Below are 18,400 nucleotides of genomic sequence, written 5' to 3'. Positions count from 1 at the left end.
AAGTGTAATTGGTTGGTTAAAACATTTTGTTTATAAAGTCTTGGTATTCTTTGATTTTATAATCCGGACAACCTCCTTTCTTCGTTGCAATGAAGCCGCCCATCGCTATTGCATTTTTTAGTAAAATTTCTGGTGATTCGCCACGGTAATGGTTGGCTATGAATGCCGCTAAAAAGGAATCGCCGCTCCCTATGGTATCCCTTACTTTCACCTCACGCCCGGCAATGTGATAGGCTTTATCTTCTTTATAATAAGAAGCGCCGAATTCGCCTTTGGTAACTATGATCTCAGGGATGTTAAAATGATCCTGGATAAATTTGATCTGTTCCGATTCCTTCCAGAATGAACCCCTGAACAGGCCCTGCACCATCTCAAGCTCGGCCTGGTTAAATTTTACGATGTTGGCTTTGTGCAGCAGATCGGCCAGCAGGTCACGGCTTATAAAGGGTGGCCTCAAATTAATGTCGAATACTTTGATAGCATCGCTTTCCAGCAGCTCAAACAAGGTGTTGCGCGATACGTTGTTCCTTGACGCAAGGCTACCGAAAACGAAATAGGTTGAAGGCCTGATCTGTGTTTTGATGTGCTCGCTGTCATTAATAAAATCCCAGGCTACAGGAAAAATAATCTCGTAGGATACCTCGTTGCCATTATTCATTTTGGCTATCACCTGGCTGGTTGGGTGTTCGGAATCTGTTTGCAGCAGGTGTTTTTTTATGCCCCAGTCGTCGAGCAGGTTTTCAAGCTTTTGACCATCGGCGTCATTACCAATTTTACTTACCAGGCTGGTGGGTATACCCAGTTTATTAAGATGGTATGAAACATTCAGCAAAGCACCTCCGGGTTGGGGGCCATCCGGCAAAACATCCCAAAGTATCTCGCCATAGCAAATGGCCGGCGTTATGGTATTTGTGTGTAGGTTCATCATAGCAGATCTTGATTAATGCATTACCATGTTAGTTTCAATTTGCTCCAGCGATCTGCCTTTGGTTTCGGGCATCAACCTCCACACAAAAATTAGCTGGCATATCATCATGGTGCCGAAAAAGGAAAATGTTATTGTGCCGCCAAGCTTTTCGGCGAAATACGGAAAGGAGAAAGCGATCAATGCAGCCATGATCCAGTGGGTTGAGCTGCCCAATGTTTGGCCCTTGGCACGTACCTGGTTTGGAAATATTTCCGAAATAAATACCCAGATAACGGCACCCTGCGAAAACGCAAAGAATGCAATGAACAGCATCATATAAGCGGGAACGGCAAAGCCGCTCATGTTTCCGGAGTAAAAGGTGTAGGCTACCAGGAACAGGGAAATGATCAGACCAACCGAACCAATGAGCATCAGAATCCGGCGACCTACTTTATCAATAATATTAATAGCCGCAAGGGTGAACACAAAGTTGATTGCCCCAAGACCCACTGTTGACAATAACGATGAATGGGCTCCAAGGCCCGCCATTTCAAATATGCGGGGTGCATAATAAATAATAGCATTGATACCCGAAACCTGGTTGAAAAAGGCGAACAGCACAGCTAATATTATAGGTGTTTTATATTGACCCGAGAAGAGGTTGCCGCCGGAAGCAGTATCATTTAAAGTTGAGTGTTTGATAGATGCCAGCTCCTGTTCACAGTTAAGCGGATTAATGATCCGTAAGATCCCGAGGGCCTTTTCCATTTCGCCCTTTTTAAGAATAAGCCAGCGCGGGCTTTCAGGTATAAAGTAGATCAGTATTAAAAACAGAGCCGAAGGGAAAGCCTGTACGCCAAGCATCCATCGCCATGAAGTTTCGCCAACCTGGCTGATAAGGTAGTTGGACAGATATGATATCAGAATGCCCAGCACCACGTTAAACTGAAACAGGCCCACCAGCCTGCCCCGGCGGTCAGCAGGTGAAACTTCTGAAATATAGATAGGTGCTGTAACTGATGAGATACCAACACCAAGACCGCCCAGTAACCTGAAAACCAGGAACACATACCAGCTATCGGCCAGTGCAGTGCCCAATGATGATAGCAAATACGCCGCAGCTACAAAGTAGAGCGTGTTTTTACGGCCAAACAGATCTGAAGGCCGGGCTCCTAACAATGACCCGATGACTGTTCCTATTAGCGCGATAGAAATCGTGAACCCATGCTCCACTACGGATAGGTGCCAGAATTGCTGGATAGATTTTTCGGCGCCCGATATCACGGCAGTATCAAACCCGAAAAGGAAGCCACCAAGGGCCACGACCATGGACCAGGCCAGGACGGAGTGTTTTCTCATAATAATTATAAAAGGTGTTATATTGGATTTATTGAGGCCAAAGTAGGGTAATGGGCCATGTGAGGGTTACTGATTTTGTATCAATAAAGTATAAAAATCAATCTTGTTTTATCTTGTTGGTTTTCAGTTAGATAAAATAAAAAATGCAAAATTTGAAATTGAAATATTCGTTTATGTTACCTGTTACTTTCAATTTGGTTACATCACTCCGGTTGTGAGGTAGGTTGCCCGGCCCTATAAATTTGTTTTTCAGGAACGTTTATAGATATCTTTACTTTGTTTAATCCTAAAACGGAAAAAATAAACCAATAATTAATCCTGTTTATTACCTTTTTCTTCCAAATAATCTGAGCTTATGACCTTGCTTAATCAATGGCGTGCAAAAAACATACGGACCGGTATCATACTGATCGGTTTTATGATGCTTATTGCTGCCGGTTGTAAGCGGGCTGATAAAACATCACAGTATACGATAGGGTTTTCGCAATGTATTGGTTCTGATCTCTGGCGTCGTACGATGCTTGATGAAATGAGGATGGAACTTTCATTACACCCTGACGCCCGGTTTATTTATGCCGATGCGGACGGTAACAGCAGTAAACAGGTTGAACAGGTGAAAAAAATGCTGGATGATGGCGTCGATCTGCTGATCATATCACCCAACGAAGCGCAGCCCCTCACCGGGATAGTGGAACAAACGTACAATAAAGGTATCCCCGTAATCGTGATCGACCGTAAAACATCATCAGCTTTATATACAGCTTATGTTGGTGCGGATAATTACCAGATAGGTAAAATGGCGGGTGAATATGCAGGTGCCCTTTTAAAGGGAAGGGGGAGCGTTGTAGAAGTTATGGGGCTGCCCGGCTCGTCTCCGGCTATTGAAAGGGACCGCGGCTTTTCCGACGGGTTAAGGCGATATGCTGATATTAATATAGCCGACAGGATATATGGCGATTGGTTAAAGGATAGCGCTAAAAAGCAATTGACCAGGATAGTGCCTGTTATAAAAAATGCAGATGTAATATTTGCGCATAACGACGTAATGGCCCTCGGGACAAGAGAGGTGCTTGACGGGTTTAATTTGCACGGCATTAAAGTATTGGGTGTTGATGCCCTGCCCGGACATGGAGGTGGCCTGCAAATGGTTGCTTCAAAAACTATCAATGCCAGTATGCTATATCCTACAGGGGGTAAAGAAGCAATTATGACCGCTTTCAGGATCCTGAATAAAGAGTCGTTCGCAAGGGAAAACCTGTTACAGTCGGTTGTTATTGACTCTGCCAATGTACAGCTAATGAAAATGCAATGGAGCAAGATCAGCAGTCAGCAGAAAGATATTGAACGGCAGCGATCATTATTGACGGAGCAGCGTGAGGTGTACAACAGCCAGCAATTGGTTTTAAATGTAATTGTAATGTCGCTGGTGTTAGCTATTGTTTTTGGCGGTCTTGCATTTTACTGGCTCATGGAAAACCGGAAGATCAACAAAAGCCTTGAGGTAAAAAATAATGAAATTCTGCAGCAGCGTAACCAGCTCATCGAGATGTCGGCAAAAGCTGAAGTAGCGACGGAGGCTAAACTGCAATTTTTCACCAATATTTCTCATGAGTTCCGTACGCCGCTCACACTTATCCTCTCGCCGGTAGAAGATATGATGAGTAATGAAAAGCTAAACCTGGTTGCAGGGAAAAGTCTGAAACTAATCCATAAAAACGTATACCGTTTGCTGCGCCTGGTTAATCAGTTGATCGAGTACCGTAAAATAGAATATGATAAACAGCAGATCAATGTATCTCCTAATAATATTATTGAATTTGTCCGGGAGATCGTTACAAGTTTTCAGGAAAATGCCCAGAAGCGTAATATCAGCCTGAGCCTGGTAAGCGATGAGCAACAGATAATTGTTTGGTATGATGTTAACCTGTTAGATAAGGTGTTTTTTAATATCATAGCTAATGCGCTAAAGTTTACCAGCGACAATGGCCGTATCCAGGTAAGTTTCAAAAACAGAGATGATAACTCCGTTGATATTGCCATCCAGGATAACGGGATCGGAATGGAGCCGCAGGACACCGCCCATGTATTTGAGCAGTTTTACCAGGCCGAAAACAGCTCTTCAGGAGGATCCGGTTTAGGGCTTGCGCTATCAAAAGAAATCGTGTCCTTGCATCATGGCAGTATCGAAGTTAAGAGTAAAAAATGGGAAGGGACTACTTTTACCATTAACCTGCTATTGGGAAATGGTCATTTTGGCCAAACTTTGCAGGAGCATATCAACACAAAACAAACAGATCTTGAAGAGCGGGCAAAAATTTATGTTACAGACCTGGCTGCACCTGTTACATTAACGGATGAAGGGCAAATATTCGGCACTCCCAGGGAACAATCTGTATTGATCATCGAAGATAATAAGGACCTGCTGAACTACCTGTGTGAAAAATTGGGAACTACTTATGAGATATTTACAGCGGATAATGGCACAAGCGGATTAAATGAAACCTTTGAGCGCGTGCCAGACCTCATCATATCTGATGTTGTGCTGCCAGGCATGTCCGGTAAAACATTAACTGTTAAACTAAAAACGGATATCCGCACCTCTCATATCCCTATTATTCTTTTAACGGCACAAGGCAGCGTTGAACAACAGATAGATGGGATTACCTGCATGGCCGATGCCTACATTGTTAAGCCATTTAACTTTGATTATTTACTCGCGACCGTGAATAATTTGATCAAAAGCCGGGCAACACTTAAAGAACATTTTACCAGTGATGTAAGTAAATCAACTGTGCCTGTATCAAAAGCTCTTGACAAAAAATTTCTGAATGATTTTGCGGGTATTGTAGAACAAAATTTAGCGAATGAGAACTTTAGTGTTGATGAAATATGCAAACTGATAGGTATTTCAAGGATCCAGCTTTACCGTAAGGTTAAAGCATTGCTTGGCTGCAGTATCTCTGATTACATATTAAACCGCCGGCTAAAAAAAGCGAAATATTTGTTAATGAATGAAGGGTATCCGATATCCGAAATAACCTATATGGTGGGTTTCTCCACACCAAATTATTTCTCCACGGTTTTTAAAGCAAAATATGGCTGTACGCCAAGCGAATACAAGCGCAAGCAGCAACATTCATAGGCTTTATTTTCTGATCATTAACGAAGGAATAAACGTTAGCTATTGTATAACAAGATAACACCGCATACACGGTTCTTAAAACCTTTTTTGCCAATCCCTGTTACTCCTGCATCGAAACCGCCTGTTGAGTTTTCAATGATTGAATAAGATGTATAAACCACACATCTAAATAAGACCGGATATTCACTGACAGGGCAAAAACGAAGATAGCTTTTCATGAAAAATAACTTATTACCTGACCTCTTCACCCTAACTGCCATTTTTGAAGGAATGGAAGATGCGGTATTGAGCCATGATCTTGACTATATTATTTTAAACTGCAATCCGGCTGCTGAAAAAATGTTTGGCTGCCCGGCGCCGGTGTTGTTAGGGCAGAACATCCTTACCCTTATCCCCGAAAGCGTCCGTCAGGAACAATTGGCTATTCTTGAACGTGTATGGTCAGGTGAAAGAATCAATCACTTATATACTGTCCGCAACGACAAACTACATGTCGATTTTCCGGTATCACTTACCATTTCTCCAATAAAAAATGAACAGGGGGAGGTTATTGGAGCATCACACATCATGCGTGATGTGACCCACGAAAGAGAGACAGAAGAGAAACGGGGCATGCTGGCTGCAATTGTTGAAAATTCTGATGATGCCATTATTAGCAAAACCCTTAACGGGATCATCACTACCTGGAACGGTGGTGCTGAAAAGATTTTTGGTTACCAGGAAAGAGAGACTATCGGTAAACATATATCTATTCTCATTCCTCGTGACAGGCTGTCCGAAGAAGATGTTATCATTGAAAACATCAGGAACGGTAACAAAGTTGATCATTTCCAAACGGTTAGGTTACATAAAAATGGAAGCGCCATTGATATATCCCTTACTGTTTCACCGGTAAGGGACCGGCATGGAGCCATTATTGGTGCATCAAAGATCGCCAGGGATATTACAGCTGCAAAAAAAGCCGAAACGGCTATCCGACACCAGGCGACAAAATTGAAGATCCTGAATACTATAGGGAAAGCCATTTCAGAGAAACTTGATACCGAATCTATCCTGCAAAAAGTAACGGATGCCACTACACAAATTACCGGTGCCGCTTTTGGCGCATTTTTTTATAATACCATCAATCAGGACGGCGAAGCCTATATGTTGTACTCTTTGTCGGGCGCACCAAAAGAGGCATTTGAAAATTTCGGAATGCCCTGGAATACGGCAGTTTTCCATCGCACATTTAGCGGTGAAGGCGTACTAAGGGTAGATGATATAACGAAAGACCCCAGGTATGGACAAAATGCACCATATTTTGGAATGCCCAACGGGCATCTGCCGGTAGTAAGCTACCTGGCCGTGCCGGTTATAAGCAGTTCAGGCAATGTTATTGGTGGCCTATTCTTTGGTCATCCGGAAGCCGGGGTTTTCCTGCAAGAGCATGAAGACTTCGTGGTTAGCCTGGCTTCCCAGGCGGCAGTGGCGCTCGATAATTCCAGGCTGTTCACAGAAGTAAAGGAACTGAGTCAGAAAAAAGACGAATTTATCGCTTTGGCCTCCCATGAATTGAAAACGCCCCTCACTTCTATGAGCGGTTTTTTACAACTGCTGGAACGAAAGGTAATTGATGTAAACCGGCCGTTTGTTGCAAAGGCAATAACCCAGTTAAAAAAACTGAATGCCCTGATCAATGACTTGTTTGATATCTCAAAAATACAATCCGGAAAATTGCAGTTTTATTTTGAAGAATTTGATTTTACGGAGCTTATCAAAGAAAACCTTGAAGCTATTCGGGAAGCATACACATCACATGAAATTTATTTTGACGAAAGCGGAGAAATGATTTTAGAAGGGGATAAAATGAGGCTGGAGCAGGTATTGACCAACCTGATCACCAACGCGATCAAATATTCGCCGGAATCTGATAAAATCGAAGTATCAGTAAAAAAGTCAGAAACGGAAATCCAGGTATCTGTTAAAGATTACGGTATGGGCATCAATAAGGAAAATATCAGCCACATATTCAGCCAGTTTTATCGTGCAAAAGATGTAAACAGGAGCATTACCGGCCTGGGCCTGGGGTTATACATTACCAAAGAGATCATTGAACGGCATGGGGGCCGCATTTGGGTAGAAAGTGAGCCCCGGATGGGATCGACTTTTTCCTTCGTTTTACCGCTAAAAAAACGAAGCAGTATTAATGCCCGCCTCCATAAAAACGGAGAAGAAAGATACTGAAGTTAAAGTTTTTCCGTTCCGGCATTAGGCTTTGCGCACAAGATACACCAGCCGGCTACACCACCGATTTCTTAAGCCATTTGTATATGCCAGTAGAAGCCCGATCTTTATAGGCGTTCTATAATAGGATAATTCGAATGTGTATTTTCTCACATCGTTACGCCATAGTTAAATTTTGGTCGGGGGGCTTGCCTGTTCGTGGAAATTCCGGGTGAGCCTGGTGAGTTGTCTTTTAAGCACGGTGGCCTGCCTCTTCAGTCCTTTGAGTGTCTCTTTGCTGTTCCGGGTCTCAGTTGTCGAAAGAAGTGCGATGGCCAGTTCATTGTCATGCCAGTCGCCGATGGCCGCCTGCACCTGGTCAAGATAAGGTTCATTAAAAGCGAGGTCCAGTTCCGGGCCGGCCAGGGGGTAATTATAAAGCAGTACCTTAAGTTGTTTACGGCAGGTATGCAATTCCTCGTTAAAACTGGGATGGTTTAAGGCCGCAGCGATGATTTCCAGGTGTTGCCTGTAATACAGGGAGAGGTGATGTTTACTGATTGGCCTGATCCGCTTCAGCAGTCTGCGGCGCGTTTTTCGGAGCCATGCGCTGTGCTGATCCTTATCGGCGTTAAATGCCCGGGTGGTGATTTTCATGATCTGCTGTTGCTCCCGGATAAAATCGATGTTTTCACCAACTGCTTTGCCCAATTCCTGGTTTATATAAGCATTCCTGATTTCCCCGGCCTGCTTAAATATCTTACGAACGGGTTTGAAGCGTTTCTCCAGCACAGTATCTTTTGCCGCGCTGTCTCCTAAGATCAAAAGCGCCCGCAGTTTTTTTACCCCGGTACGAAAACGATGCAAATCTTCCTGTTCGTCGTTTTTGACAAAAGAGCGGAGATGGCGTTTCATGGTTCGCCATGTCTTAATTACGTACTTCTTTTCCGTCTTCTTTTTCATAGCCGGCGGCATAAAAAAGGATGCCACATATTCAAAAATACGGCTAAAGCGACAAATTTGGTGCTAAAAAGCGATCTAATTAATCAAATATTATTACACAAATTGCTGGTTACACAACAGCATGGGATGCCTGAAGAGGTAACGAGATAAATAAAATACCCTTGCTCACCTGCTATGGTTTGCATTGCCCGCGCCTGATGTCTGGATAGTTTTACCCGGAGCTTTATCATATTGGGCCAGGCAACTGTCCAGCGGTTTGCCCAGGTTGTGTACGCAGTCGCAAAAAACCTTACAAGCCTCCGGCTTGGCATTTCCAGCACATCCATTATTGCATTCCATCAATGAATTGCCCGGTCGGATATCATATACGAACTGGTTAATTACTATTACTGCGGCAATTGTTGCAAAAACGCCTCCAAAAAACACGAACGGAAACTTGTTACTCCGTATTTCAGGTTGCGTTGTATAGCTATTTTTTTGCTTGAATGGCAAAATGAATTTTAAACGGTCATAATCCCACCCCAGCAAATATAAGTTGGCAAGTACCATTAAGGTGGTGATTCGGGTGCCTTCAAACCTGACGGCATAGGCCAGTATGCAAATGTTCAGTATAATCGGGAAATAGATTAACGCCCCGAGGAGCCGGGTACGGGGAATCAATAACAGGATAGCGGCTGCGACCTGCAAAATGCCAATAAAAGTGTAATAATAACCTGTATGGTGCAACGCTTCTAAATAATGGCCCATTGGTTGGTTGGCCGATAAGCCACTGGCGAACCGTTCGCCCATAATTTTAACATTACCGGCAATAAAAAAACCGGCCGCCAGCACTATCCTGTTAAAAACGGCAAAAAGCCGCATCCATTTATTTCCTTTTGCCAAAGAGTGCAATTGATCGAGTGTGGTAGAAAGGGGCATGTTTACCTGTAATTGATGTTTATAAAAGTACTTTGAAATACAAAGTTATTGAAAATAAATTGATATTTGCAAGAAGAAAAAAATCCCCTTAGAGTTAACTAAGAGGATTTCTTTTCTGTGGTACCAACAGGGATCGAACCGGTGACACAAGGTTAAATAAAGAGTTTTTATTTGACTCGTTTGTAGATTTCTACAGATTGGCCATTTGTAGCACTATTAATCACCTGAGTATATTGGTCATGGCCATTCATCGTGACTTTAACGGTGAATTTATTACCCTGAAGAAGCCGGTAATTTGATATTTGCTCTTCTTCCCTGAGCGTATCATTACTAAAAGTAAATACCCCGGTGCCAAACCCATTTTTAAAGATGGTTTTTTCCTTATTCTGAGCGAACCTGTGGACGAAAATAAAATGCCCTCCCCAGAATATTTTATACTGCGTTACATCAGTCGGGATTGTGTCTTTGCCTTTTATGGTATAGGTTCTTTCCATTTTCCACAAGCCGTCAAGCACTGAGCTATCCGCTGACGGGAATTTTTTATAATCTTCCTTCAATGCATATTTTACACCTTTTACCGTGGCAAAGTCGGGGATGACTTGGGTATAACCATCAGGTTTTTTTGTAACCTCAAGATTATACGTTAGGGATGAGTCGAGCGCTCTGCTGGTGTAAATACTATGTTCCTTAAGTCGGTTAGCTGAGTCAAGTGTATAAGTGCCCACACCAAACCCAACAGATGAATCAGGAACTATACTGGCGTATAAATAATTATGATCTGTGTAGATTTTAATTTGCGTTCGTTTAATAACAGAGTCTTTGCCTCCGCGGTCGAGTACTTGTTTTTCAAGTTCATACACACCCGAGAGGCCTGCCTCGGACGACTTCTCTTTTTTCTTACATCCTAAAATAAAGAAACTAAATAAAGCTGCGAAAATTAAAATCTTATTCATAATGCTTAAGGTTTAATATGATATAAGGCTTTATTTCGTCTGGTAGCGGTTTTTATTTGGAGGGCGACGACTTCTTGGTAAAAAGAGCCAGGTAAAGACAAAATAATGCCTAAAATTTTATCACCATAAATAATGCAATTGGTTACATAAACTTACAAATAATATATATCATAAACAATTTGTTAGTGAATTATTAAAAGCTTGTTGATGAATTATTTAAAGAGAGGGAAGGCCGTTTAATTAAATACGGAGCAATGAGATGTGAATCAATATTAATCGGAGAGAAAAGATGCCTCTAAACGCAAAAATGCCACTTTCTTATCGAAAAATGACCTTCTTCTTTCTGTGGTGCAGACTTTAGTTATAACACAACATTTCTTTTACGATTTAAAGAAATTAACAAATTTAGACCTAAAATGAAAACTGTTCAAATATTTCTTGCGTCAAGATAGCACAAATGGAGAATACGGAGGCCTTGACCACCTAATTCCGAAATGTCAAACTGGCAATTCCGTTATCCTTTGACCATGTTAAGACAGTGAAAGCTAATTTGTCTTTACAATTAAGAAAACCTCCATATGTAAGATAGGCGGTTTTCTAATAATATTTACCAATGCTGCCAATCAGAATTGAATTATTCGGTCACATTTAATGAATCGATAAGACCGTCCTTAAGTCCTAAATGAAATTTCAGCACGATCGGGCTGCCAGGAAACGTTCCTGAAACCTCCGCGGTTAATACTCCGTTTGAGCCAGATTCCTCATATCGGAGAGGTTTCATCACCGACTTATATTTCTGATTCGCTTCTTCGATCCATTGCCGGATTTCTGCTTTGCCGGTGTGGGTCTTGCCCTCGTTATGAACGATAGCGTTCCCGGTGAAACATTCAGCGTAGGCCCCGCTGTTGTAAGTGTTCTGCGTCTCTACAAATTTGGCTACTAATTGTGGTAATTCCATGATTTTTATTTGTTTGATTTTTAAATTGTCGGCACCGTTCCGCCGTCGATGACGAAATTTGTTCCTGTTAAGTATTTGGCTCTTGGCGAAACCAAAAAACCAACCAGTTCGGCTACTTCTTCCGGTTCAGCGGGCCTGCCGTAAGGTATTCCACCCAATGCATCCATCACACCTTGCTGAGCTTCTTCTACAGTACTATTTGCATTTCTCGCGATCTCGCCCAGCCAGGCTATGGATGCCGATGTATTTATCCATCCAGGCGAAACAGTTAGCACGCGGATACCTTTTGGCGTAACTTCATTAGATAAGCTTTTGCTATAGTTGATCAATCCTGCTTTTGAAGCTGCGTATGGCAAGGTTGAATCATATAGTGGTAATATGCCTTGGATGGAAGCTATGTGAATAATAACACCGCTTCTCCGATCTATCATTTGCGGTAAAAATCCCCTGTCGAGCCTCACAGGAGCAAGTAGATTAGCTTGCAGGGTTGATAGCCAATCCTCATCACTCAACGCTGAAAAGCCACCGGCAGGTGTCGATGAAGCACCAAGGTTATTTATTAGAATATCGAGCCTGCCATAAGTTGACAGCACTTCGCTGATCACTTTTTGCGCGTCTTCTGCCTTGCTTAGATCGGAAGGGATAAAATGTAGGCTGCTGTTTTCCTTTTCAGGAGCATTCCTTGCAGTTATAATCACCGTTGCGCCAGCTTGCAACAGCCTTTCGGAGATTGCTCTTCCCGTGCCTTTTGTACCTCCTGTTACCAGGACTATTTTGCCAGATAGTTCATTGCCGTAATTGAGTTGTTGTATCATGATTTTTTAATGTTGTTTTTGATTGTACAAATCTCGACAGTACCAGAATACCATACAATTACGGGCTTACGAATCAAATAGGGATAAATTTATCCGTATTGCGCACGTCGTGATGCGAACGTATATTTGTGTTGATGTATGTAAAAAAGATCACTCCCTCACTTAATTGCGGCCTTGACCTGGTTGGTGAAGTGTTGTATGGCAAATGGAAGATCCGCATTTTGTGGTTCATCCATGAAGGCTACTTAAGACCGAGTGAACTGCAGCGGAGGATTCCTGACGTGACGAGACGGGTGCTGAATGTGCAATTGAAGGAACTGGAGGATCATGAAATGGTGACTAAAACTATTTATCCGGTGATGCCACCAAAGGTGGAGTATGAATTGACGGAATTCGGAAAAACGCTGATCCCGCTTATTCGTTCTATTGGCCTTTGGGGTGACGAAAATCAGGAACGGCTGCGCAGGGTAATTTTAAAGCACAACGGACCATCGTCAGCTAACACCGGAGAACATCGGACTAATCTGAGGATCTCGGTTTAAAATAAAAGAGGATCGCAATCCTTGCAGCCCTCTTATAACATTTACCACATTAAAAGCCGTACATACCCGCTGTCGGTAGAGTTTCATAGGATCAAGGGGAAAAGTTGGGGGGATGAAAGTTTAAGCATAGATTTTAGCAAGTCTGAATAGAAAGAATGAAGTATCTCTTACACCTCTGAGAGTAGCTCTGAAAGCTTTAACTTTAGCATTGAAAGATTCTGCAGATGCGTTTGTACTTCTGTTATCGAAGAAGTTCAAGATAGATTCATAATGTTGCTGAACGGACCTTGCAACGGTTTTAAAAGCATTAATACCAGAGTCTTCCACCTCATTATACCATATAGCCAGTTTTTTAAAGGCGATCACTTTGGTTTTACAATTAGTGAATATATTACCTAAGCTGATAGCAAGATTATAAGCTTTGAGCAGTTCCGGATATCTTGAAAAAAGCAGATCAGCCCTTTCCTTTTGTGATAGCGTCCATTTAGATCGATGCTTGAACAGCAAGTATCTGCTTCGGGCGAGTAATTGTTTTAAAGTATCGCCATTACTGAGCACTTCGGGCTGATAGGATTGTTTGTTTTTCCGGGCCTGTTCAATCAGCTTACTTTCCGCATCAAGAGCTTCCCAGCGATATTTTATTCTTGCTTCCTGAACAGCGTCATAAGCCCGCTTTTGTACATGGAATCGGTCCACGACCCGCACAGCATTGCTAAAACATCTGCGTATAGCTTTGATCATGTTTGCCGCCATGTCCATCGTTACCTCCTTTACTTTATTCCTTGACCTTAAGGGTATTTTCTCCAGTACAGCGATGATTTGTTCAGACTGTGTGCCTTTGATCATCGCCACTATGGCTTTTTTATTCCCTTTGGCTTGTTTGTTGGTAACAATGGTATAGAGTTCCCCATTGCTTAACGCGGTTTCATCTATACTCAGATAAGGGCCTGTGTTATCTGCAAACAGCATCAGGTCTTCCGCATGGTCCTTTTGGCTCCAGCTATGAAAATCACTTAGGTGATCTTTGTATTGCTGACCGAGCTGCTTGCCATCTACCTGGTATAGCCGGCCTAATAAATGGCTGCTGATCGGGTGATTATCCAAATATTCCTTTTAAAAAAGTGCCGAATTCCGTTGTCATTCGCGCCCCTTTTCTTACTAAATCCCAGTCTCTTGTGATAAGCTCACCACTCGCTTTAACTTCCCATCTGCGCCTTTTTATACATAAGGCTACTTTATGGCCGCGGATAGGAAAATCCTGAATAGCTGTCTCTGGTAAAAAGCCTTTTGACTCTAACTGTGACTTATCATAACCGGATGGAGCAAGGTTCTTCTCCTCCAGATAAATGTTCAACGCTCCATTCTCTGATGAACGGACATCGGTAAGTTCAAAATAGTCTAAAAGGCCTTTTGGTAAGATTAAATGGACAAGGGTTTCGTGGGCTGATGACAAGTGGACGCGTGTTGATTATTATATCCACAAAGCAAACACTTTTTTTTCTCCCCCACAATTTTTATGCTTGATCCAAAATCATTAACCTGTGTAGTGAGAAAAGCTATTTAAAACAGTTAATATAAAGCAAAAAAGCCTTCAGAAGTTAATCTGAAGGCTTCATTTTTTAAGTGGTACCAACTGGGATCGAACCAGTGACACAAGGATTTTCAGTCCTTTGCTCTACCATCTGAGCTATGGTACCAAACCGTTCCCGTGATTGGGGAGTGCAAATGTAGCCTTTTTTTTATGTTTGAAAACTTTTTTTTGAAAAAAGTTTCTGTTCGCCTGCTTGTTTTAAATAATTATGCAGGTAATCAGCTAATTAATTTTCAAATATTTTTTCAATCCCAAAACATTTCGCGCTTTAAACAATTCATTTAACTTTGAGAAAAATACTATGCACGCATAATGATTGCTCAGCTTATATTTATTATCATCCTGGCGGTTGCCGTTTACTTCTTCGGCAAGAACGTGTCTAAAATCAGGCGCAATATTTTGCTGGGTAAAGACACGGATCGTAACGACCAGCCGGCCCTGCGCTGGAAAGTGATGGCCAAAATTGCCCTTGGCCAAACCAAAATGGTTAAACGCCCCGTAGCAGCGGTAATGCACTTTTTTATTTATATAGGTTTTATCATTATTAACCTCGAAGTGCTGGAGATCATGATTGACGGGATCTTTGGTTCGCACCGCATCTTTTCGCAGCCGCTTGGTGGTTTGTATGGTTTCCTGATAGGTGCTTTCGAGATACTGGCAGTATTGGTACTTACGGCGTGTATCGTTTTCCTGTGCAGGCGCAATGTTGTGCATCTGAAACGTTTTACGGGTACAGAAATGACTCAATGGCCAAAATCTGATGCGAATTACATCCTTATTACCGAGATATTACTCATGACCGCTTTCCTGACCATGAATGCGGCTGATTATAAATTACAACTACAGCATTTTGGCCACTATATTACAGCCGGAAGCTTCCCGGTAAGTTCATTGTTGGCGCCGTTGCTGCCAGGTAGCGCTTCGGCATTGGTAATTACCGAACGCGTTTGCTGGTGGTTCCATATTGTAGGGATCCTGTGTTTTTTGAATTATCTGCCTTATTCAAAGCATTTTCATATCCTGCTGGCGTTCCCTAATACGTACTATTCAAACCTTAACCCTAAAGGTAAATTTACCAATATGACATCGGTTACCAATGAGGTGAAAGCAATGCTTGATCCGTCATTCGTGCCTGAAAACACCGGTGAACCGGGACGTTTTGGTGCGAAGGATGTTACTGATCTTAGCTGGAAAAACCTGATGGAAGCTTATACCTGTACCGAGTGCGGCAGGTGCACTTCGGTTTGTCCGGCAAATATTACTGGGAAACTGCTTTCACCGCGTAAGATCATGATGGATACCCGCGATCGCATCACCGAGATTGGTAATAACATTGATAAGCACGGTAAAGACCACCAAGATGATAAATCATTGCTTGACAATTACATTACCCGCGAAGAGCTTTGGGCCTGCACCAGTTGTAACGCTTGTGTAGAAGCTTGTCCGGTAAACATCAATCCGCTGGAGATCATAACAGAAATGCGCCGTTATATTGTAATGGAAGAATCGCAGGCCCCGGCAAGTTTAAATAATATGTTTGGCAACGTCGAAAACAACGGCGCCCCATGGAAATACAGCCAGGCCGACAGGTTTAACTGGGCGGAGGAACAGTAGGCAGTTAGCAGTTTTTAGTTAACAGTTTGCTTTTTAAATTCAAATTTAAATCCGAAATGGAAAATTCGAAATCCGAAATAAAGATACCTACCATGGCCGAAATGGCTGCTGAGGGCAAAGAACCCGAAATATTGTTTTGGGTTGGTTGTGCCGGCAGCTTTGATGAGCGTGCCCGCAAAATTACCCGCGATATTTGCAAGATATTGCAGCATGTGGGTATTAGCTACGCAGTGTTAGGTACAGAAGAAAATTGCACCGGCGACCCTGCAAAGCGGGCGGGAAATGAGTTCCTGTTCCAGATGCAAGCCATGATGAATATCCAGGTGCTGGATGGTTATAATATCAAAAAAATAGTTACAGGTTGCCCGCATTGTTTTAATACCATAAAAAATGAGTATCCTGGCCTGGGGGGTGATTATGAGGTGATTCATCACACGCAGCTTATTCAACAGCTAATAAATGATGGTAAGCTTAAGGCAGAGGGCGGTGAAAGTTTTAAGGGGAAAAGGATCACTTATCATGACCCCTGTTATTTGGGCCGGGGAAATGATGTTTACGAGGCTCCGCGCGCGGCGTTAGAGATATTGGATACCGAACTGGTAGAAATGAAACGCTGCAAATCAAACGGGCTGTGCTGTGGTGCGGGCGGCGCGCAAATGTTTAAGGAACCTGAACCAGGCAAAAAGGATATCAATATAGAGCGTATTGCCGATGTTATAGAAGCCAAGGCGCAGGTGGTAGCCGCTGCCTGTCCGTTTTGTATGACCATGCTAACTGATGGCGTAAAAAACCAGGATAAGGAACAGGAGATAAAGGTGTTGGATATTGCAGAGATCACGGTTAGGGCTAACGGGTTATAAACCTTTTGTCCTGAAATAATTCAACGCGCTCTTCAGACTGTCAAATTTGGTGGAGCTCATGTTATGTACCGGTAAATCAAATGTAGTGGCCATTGAGTCGATATTGCCATTGGGGTCTTCGTAGGTTTGTACAATGATATCATCGGTTTGGGTGTTGAATTTTACTGCACCTGTGGTGTCGCTGCCCACATAATCAACATTGATTAAACGGTGCAGGTTGAAAGAAAAATATTCCTGTTTGCCATGTTGATAAGTTTTCCTCAAACGTAAAAAATAATCGCTGGTAAGGGTAATCTCCCACTTTTTGAGGTTGATATCAGGCGCGGGGTTAAATGAGGTGTTGAGGCACTTGTTACTCCAGTTTAACCATTCTTGTTCGCTCATTTCGGCTTTAAAACCGTAATTTAGCCCAATAAGGGCTAAAATTGATGTGATGAGCGTAGTTTTTCCAATTGATGGCAGAATTGATATTTTCATGACAACAAAATGTAACCCGAAGTTAATAAATTGATATTTTTGGAAATGAAATTTTCTCCACAGTCAAGAGTTTGGATCTATCAGTCGGACAGGAAATTAACCGATCTGGAAGTGCAGCAGATACAGCCTGAGCTGGACAGGTTTACCACCAACTGGACAGCACACAACAACCAGCTAAAAGCCAAAGGCGAGGTAAGGTACAACCGCTTTTTTATATTGATTGTTGATGAAAGCCAAGCTGGAGCCAGCGGATGTTCTATCGATAAATCGGTTCATTTTATGCAGCAGGTGCAGCAGCATTTAGGGATTAATCTTTTCGACAGGTTTAATTTGGCTTATCGCGAGGGTGAGGAAGTGCTTTCGTTACCACGGCATGATTTTGAGGCTAAACTAAAAGAGGGCAGCATTAATAAGGAAACAGTTGTTTATAATAACCTGGTTCAAAATTTGACCGAGCTTGAAACTAAATGGGAGGTGCCGTTTAAAGATAGCTGGCATATTCAGTTATTTCGCGACCTCGTAGCTAATTGATTGCCACGCAATTCAATTTTTTAAAATTTACTGTGCTTAAGCCGTGCAAATGTTTACCTTTGGCACAGAATTTAGATATAAATCATTTTACTGATACTTTATAAATAAGCTAAAAATGAAAGGCTTCATCTCAACAAAAACTTACGGATTTTTAAACTACGTTGTAGCCCTGTTAATGATTTCATCATTATGGACGTTTGATACACTTCATGTTGGCGGTGCTGCTTTGTTCCTGCCTTTGATCATTGGTTGGTTACAGCTTATCATGGCTATCTTTGCTAAAAACGAAATGGGCTTTATCAAGCAATTCCCGATGGTTATGCATAATGTTGGTGATGTAATTATGGGATCATTTTTATTTTGCTCACCATGGGTTTATGCTTTTTCTGATAAATTGGTAGCTCCGCAATTGATTTTTGGTGCCTACCTTTTAATTGTAGGTTGCTTTACCAAAGGCTCACCATTTATTAACCCACAGGTAGAAGAAGATCACGGCGTAAGCTACAATGCTTAATTCTTTTTCCCGAAAAGATATAAAACAAAAGAGGTGTTCATTTGAGCACCT

Annotated in this window: 17 protein-coding genes and 1 tRNA gene; 7 read left to right on the top strand and 11 right to left on the bottom strand. The window is 42.3% G+C overall.

Features of this window, described 5'->3' with window-relative positions; translation table 11 throughout:
* Nucleotides 1-16 precede the first annotated feature (16 nt).
* Nucleotides 17-928 carry a carbohydrate kinase family protein gene (locus MusilaSJ_RS11675; RefSeq protein WP_274990103.1) on the bottom strand — a complete coding sequence of 304 codons (912 nt, stop codon included), beginning with the start codon at nucleotides 926-928 and terminating at the stop codon, nucleotides 17-19.
* Between the two features lie 12 nt (nucleotides 929-940).
* On the bottom strand, nucleotides 941-2,266 hold the full coding sequence (locus tag MusilaSJ_RS11670) for a sugar porter family MFS transporter (RefSeq protein ID WP_274990102.1): 1,326 nt from the start codon (nucleotides 2,264-2,266) through the stop codon (nucleotides 941-943).
* Between the two features lie 355 nt (nucleotides 2,267-2,621).
* Between MusilaSJ_RS11670 and MusilaSJ_RS11665 the strand changes: the two genes are divergently transcribed.
* Both MusilaSJ_RS11665 and MusilaSJ_RS11660 read left to right on the top strand, forming a co-directional pair.
* Nucleotides 2,622-5,408, top strand: coding sequence for a hybrid sensor histidine kinase/response regulator transcription factor (locus tag MusilaSJ_RS11665; protein ID WP_274990101.1), 2,787 nt, complete (start codon nucleotides 2,622-2,624; stop codon nucleotides 5,406-5,408).
* A gap of 216 nt (nucleotides 5,409-5,624) precedes the next feature.
* Complete coding sequence (locus tag MusilaSJ_RS11660) at nucleotides 5,625-7,634, top strand: PAS domain S-box protein (protein ID WP_274990100.1); 2,010 nt, start codon at nucleotides 5,625-5,627, stop codon at nucleotides 7,632-7,634.
* A gap of 168 nt (nucleotides 7,635-7,802) precedes the next feature.
* Here the strand turns inward: MusilaSJ_RS11660 and MusilaSJ_RS11655 are convergent, their stop codons facing one another.
* The 5 genes from MusilaSJ_RS11655 to MusilaSJ_RS11635 form a co-directional block, all read right to left on the bottom strand.
* Nucleotides 7,803-8,576, bottom strand: coding sequence for a CHAD domain-containing protein (locus MusilaSJ_RS11655; RefSeq protein WP_274990099.1), 774 nt, complete (start codon nucleotides 8,574-8,576; stop codon nucleotides 7,803-7,805).
* Between the two features lie 165 nt (nucleotides 8,577-8,741).
* Nucleotides 8,742-9,494, bottom strand: coding sequence for a hypothetical protein (locus tag MusilaSJ_RS11650; protein WP_274990098.1), 753 nt, complete (start codon nucleotides 9,492-9,494; stop codon nucleotides 8,742-8,744).
* 167 nt (nucleotides 9,495-9,661) lie between these two features.
* Nucleotides 9,662-10,447 carry a hypothetical protein gene (locus MusilaSJ_RS11645; RefSeq protein WP_274990097.1) on the bottom strand — a complete coding sequence of 262 codons (786 nt, stop codon included), beginning with the start codon at nucleotides 10,445-10,447 and terminating at the stop codon, nucleotides 9,662-9,664.
* A 634-nt stretch (nucleotides 10,448-11,081) separates the two neighbouring features.
* Complete coding sequence (locus MusilaSJ_RS11640; protein ID WP_274990096.1) at nucleotides 11,082-11,405, bottom strand: nuclear transport factor 2 family protein; 324 nt, start codon at nucleotides 11,403-11,405, stop codon at nucleotides 11,082-11,084.
* 20 nt (nucleotides 11,406-11,425) lie between these two features.
* A complete protein-coding gene (locus MusilaSJ_RS11635; protein WP_274990095.1) occupies nucleotides 11,426-12,220 on the bottom strand; it encodes an SDR family oxidoreductase in 795 nt (264 codons plus the stop codon).
* A gap of 134 nt (nucleotides 12,221-12,354) precedes the next feature.
* Between MusilaSJ_RS11635 and MusilaSJ_RS11630 the strand changes: the two genes are divergently transcribed.
* On the top strand, nucleotides 12,355-12,762 hold the full coding sequence (locus MusilaSJ_RS11630) for a winged helix-turn-helix transcriptional regulator (RefSeq protein ID WP_274990094.1): 408 nt from the start codon (nucleotides 12,355-12,357) through the stop codon (nucleotides 12,760-12,762).
* 120 nt (nucleotides 12,763-12,882) lie between these two features.
* Here MusilaSJ_RS11630 and MusilaSJ_RS11625 read toward each other — a convergent pair whose 3' ends face one another.
* From MusilaSJ_RS11625 to MusilaSJ_RS11615, 3 genes are all read right to left on the bottom strand, one after another.
* On the bottom strand, nucleotides 12,883-13,866 hold the full coding sequence (locus MusilaSJ_RS11625; protein ID WP_446725133.1) for an ISAon1 family transposase: 984 nt from the start codon (nucleotides 13,864-13,866) through the stop codon (nucleotides 12,883-12,885).
* Nucleotides 13,859-14,215, bottom strand: a complete 357-nt coding sequence (locus MusilaSJ_RS11620) for an ISAon1 family transposase N-terminal region protein (protein WP_274985558.1) — start codon at nucleotides 14,213-14,215, stop codon at nucleotides 13,859-13,861. The genes MusilaSJ_RS11625 and MusilaSJ_RS11620 overlap by 8 nt, the downstream gene beginning before the upstream one ends.
* Nucleotides 14,216-14,386: 171 nt before the next feature.
* A tRNA-Phe gene (locus MusilaSJ_RS11615) sits at nucleotides 14,387-14,459 on the bottom strand.
* A gap of 206 nt (nucleotides 14,460-14,665) precedes the next feature.
* Between MusilaSJ_RS11615 and MusilaSJ_RS11610 the strand changes: the two genes are divergently transcribed.
* A complete protein-coding gene (locus tag MusilaSJ_RS11610) occupies nucleotides 14,666-15,967 on the top strand; it encodes a 4Fe-4S dicluster domain-containing protein (RefSeq protein ID WP_274990093.1) in 1,302 nt (433 codons plus the stop codon).
* A 56-nt stretch (nucleotides 15,968-16,023) separates the two neighbouring features.
* Entirely contained in the window at nucleotides 16,024-16,827 is an 804-nt protein-coding gene (locus MusilaSJ_RS11605) for a (Fe-S)-binding protein (protein WP_274990092.1), read from the top strand.
* Here the strand turns inward: MusilaSJ_RS11605 and MusilaSJ_RS11600 are convergent.
* Entirely contained in the window at nucleotides 16,822-17,304 is a 483-nt protein-coding gene (locus MusilaSJ_RS11600) for a hypothetical protein (RefSeq protein ID WP_274990091.1), read from the bottom strand. The two genes, MusilaSJ_RS11605 and MusilaSJ_RS11600, sit on opposite strands and share 6 nt — an antisense overlap.
* A gap of 45 nt (nucleotides 17,305-17,349) precedes the next feature.
* On the opposite strand from MusilaSJ_RS11600, the gene MusilaSJ_RS11595 reads away from it, so the two are divergent.
* Together MusilaSJ_RS11595 and MusilaSJ_RS11590 are read left to right on the top strand one after the other, a co-directional pair.
* A complete protein-coding gene (locus MusilaSJ_RS11595; RefSeq protein ID WP_274990090.1) occupies nucleotides 17,350-17,835 on the top strand; it encodes an ABC transporter ATPase in 486 nt (161 codons plus the stop codon).
* 115 nt (nucleotides 17,836-17,950) lie between these two features.
* Nucleotides 17,951-18,349, top strand: a complete 399-nt coding sequence (locus MusilaSJ_RS11590; RefSeq protein ID WP_090529500.1) for an SPW repeat domain-containing protein — start codon at nucleotides 17,951-17,953, stop codon at nucleotides 18,347-18,349.
* Nucleotides 18,350-18,400 lie beyond the last annotated feature (51 nt).

Source organism: Mucilaginibacter sp. SJ, from assembly GCF_028993635.1.
Taxonomy (GTDB): domain Bacteria; phylum Bacteroidota; class Bacteroidia; order Sphingobacteriales; family Sphingobacteriaceae; genus Mucilaginibacter.
The sequence above is the reverse complement of the archived record's forward strand: the minus strand, read 5'-3'. Positions and strand labels throughout refer to the sequence as shown.

Excerpts from the sequence above, each read along its gene's own strand:
- MusilaSJ_RS11675 (WP_274990103.1), bottom strand. The coding sequence starts at position 928 with ATGATGAACCTACACACAAATACCATAACGCCGGCCATTTGCTATGGC.
- MusilaSJ_RS11670 (WP_274990102.1), bottom strand. The coding sequence starts at position 2,266 with ATGAGAAAACACTCCGTCCTGGCCTGGTCCATGGTCGTGGCCCTTGGT.
- MusilaSJ_RS11665 (WP_274990101.1), top strand. The coding sequence starts at position 2,622 with ATGACCTTGCTTAATCAATGGCGTGCAAAAAACATACGGACCGGTATC.
- MusilaSJ_RS11660 (WP_274990100.1), top strand. The coding sequence starts at position 5,625 with ATGAAAAATAACTTATTACCTGACCTCTTCACCCTAACTGCCATTTTT.
- MusilaSJ_RS11655 (WP_274990099.1), bottom strand. The coding sequence starts at position 8,576 with ATGAAAAAGAAGACGGAAAAGAAGTACGTAATTAAGACATGGCGAACC.
- MusilaSJ_RS11650 (WP_274990098.1), bottom strand. The coding sequence starts at position 9,494 with ATGCCCCTTTCTACCACACTCGATCAATTGCACTCTTTGGCAAAAGGA.
- MusilaSJ_RS11645 (WP_274990097.1), bottom strand. The coding sequence starts at position 10,447 with ATGAATAAGATTTTAATTTTCGCAGCTTTATTTAGTTTCTTTATTTTA.
- MusilaSJ_RS11640 (WP_274990096.1), bottom strand. The coding sequence starts at position 11,405 with ATGGAATTACCACAATTAGTAGCCAAATTTGTAGAGACGCAGAACACT.
- MusilaSJ_RS11635 (WP_274990095.1), bottom strand. The coding sequence starts at position 12,220 with ATGATACAACAACTCAATTACGGCAATGAACTATCTGGCAAAATAGTC.
- MusilaSJ_RS11630 (WP_274990094.1), top strand. The coding sequence starts at position 12,355 with ATGTATGTAAAAAAGATCACTCCCTCACTTAATTGCGGCCTTGACCTG.
- MusilaSJ_RS11610 (WP_274990093.1), top strand. The coding sequence starts at position 14,666 with ATGATTGCTCAGCTTATATTTATTATCATCCTGGCGGTTGCCGTTTAC.
- MusilaSJ_RS11605 (WP_274990092.1), top strand. The coding sequence starts at position 16,024 with ATGGAAAATTCGAAATCCGAAATAAAGATACCTACCATGGCCGAAATG.
- MusilaSJ_RS11600 (WP_274990091.1), bottom strand. The coding sequence starts at position 17,304 with ATGAAAATATCAATTCTGCCATCAATTGGAAAAACTACGCTCATCACA.
- MusilaSJ_RS11595 (WP_274990090.1), top strand. The coding sequence starts at position 17,350 with ATGAAATTTTCTCCACAGTCAAGAGTTTGGATCTATCAGTCGGACAGG.
- MusilaSJ_RS11590 (WP_090529500.1), top strand. The coding sequence starts at position 17,951 with ATGAAAGGCTTCATCTCAACAAAAACTTACGGATTTTTAAACTACGTT.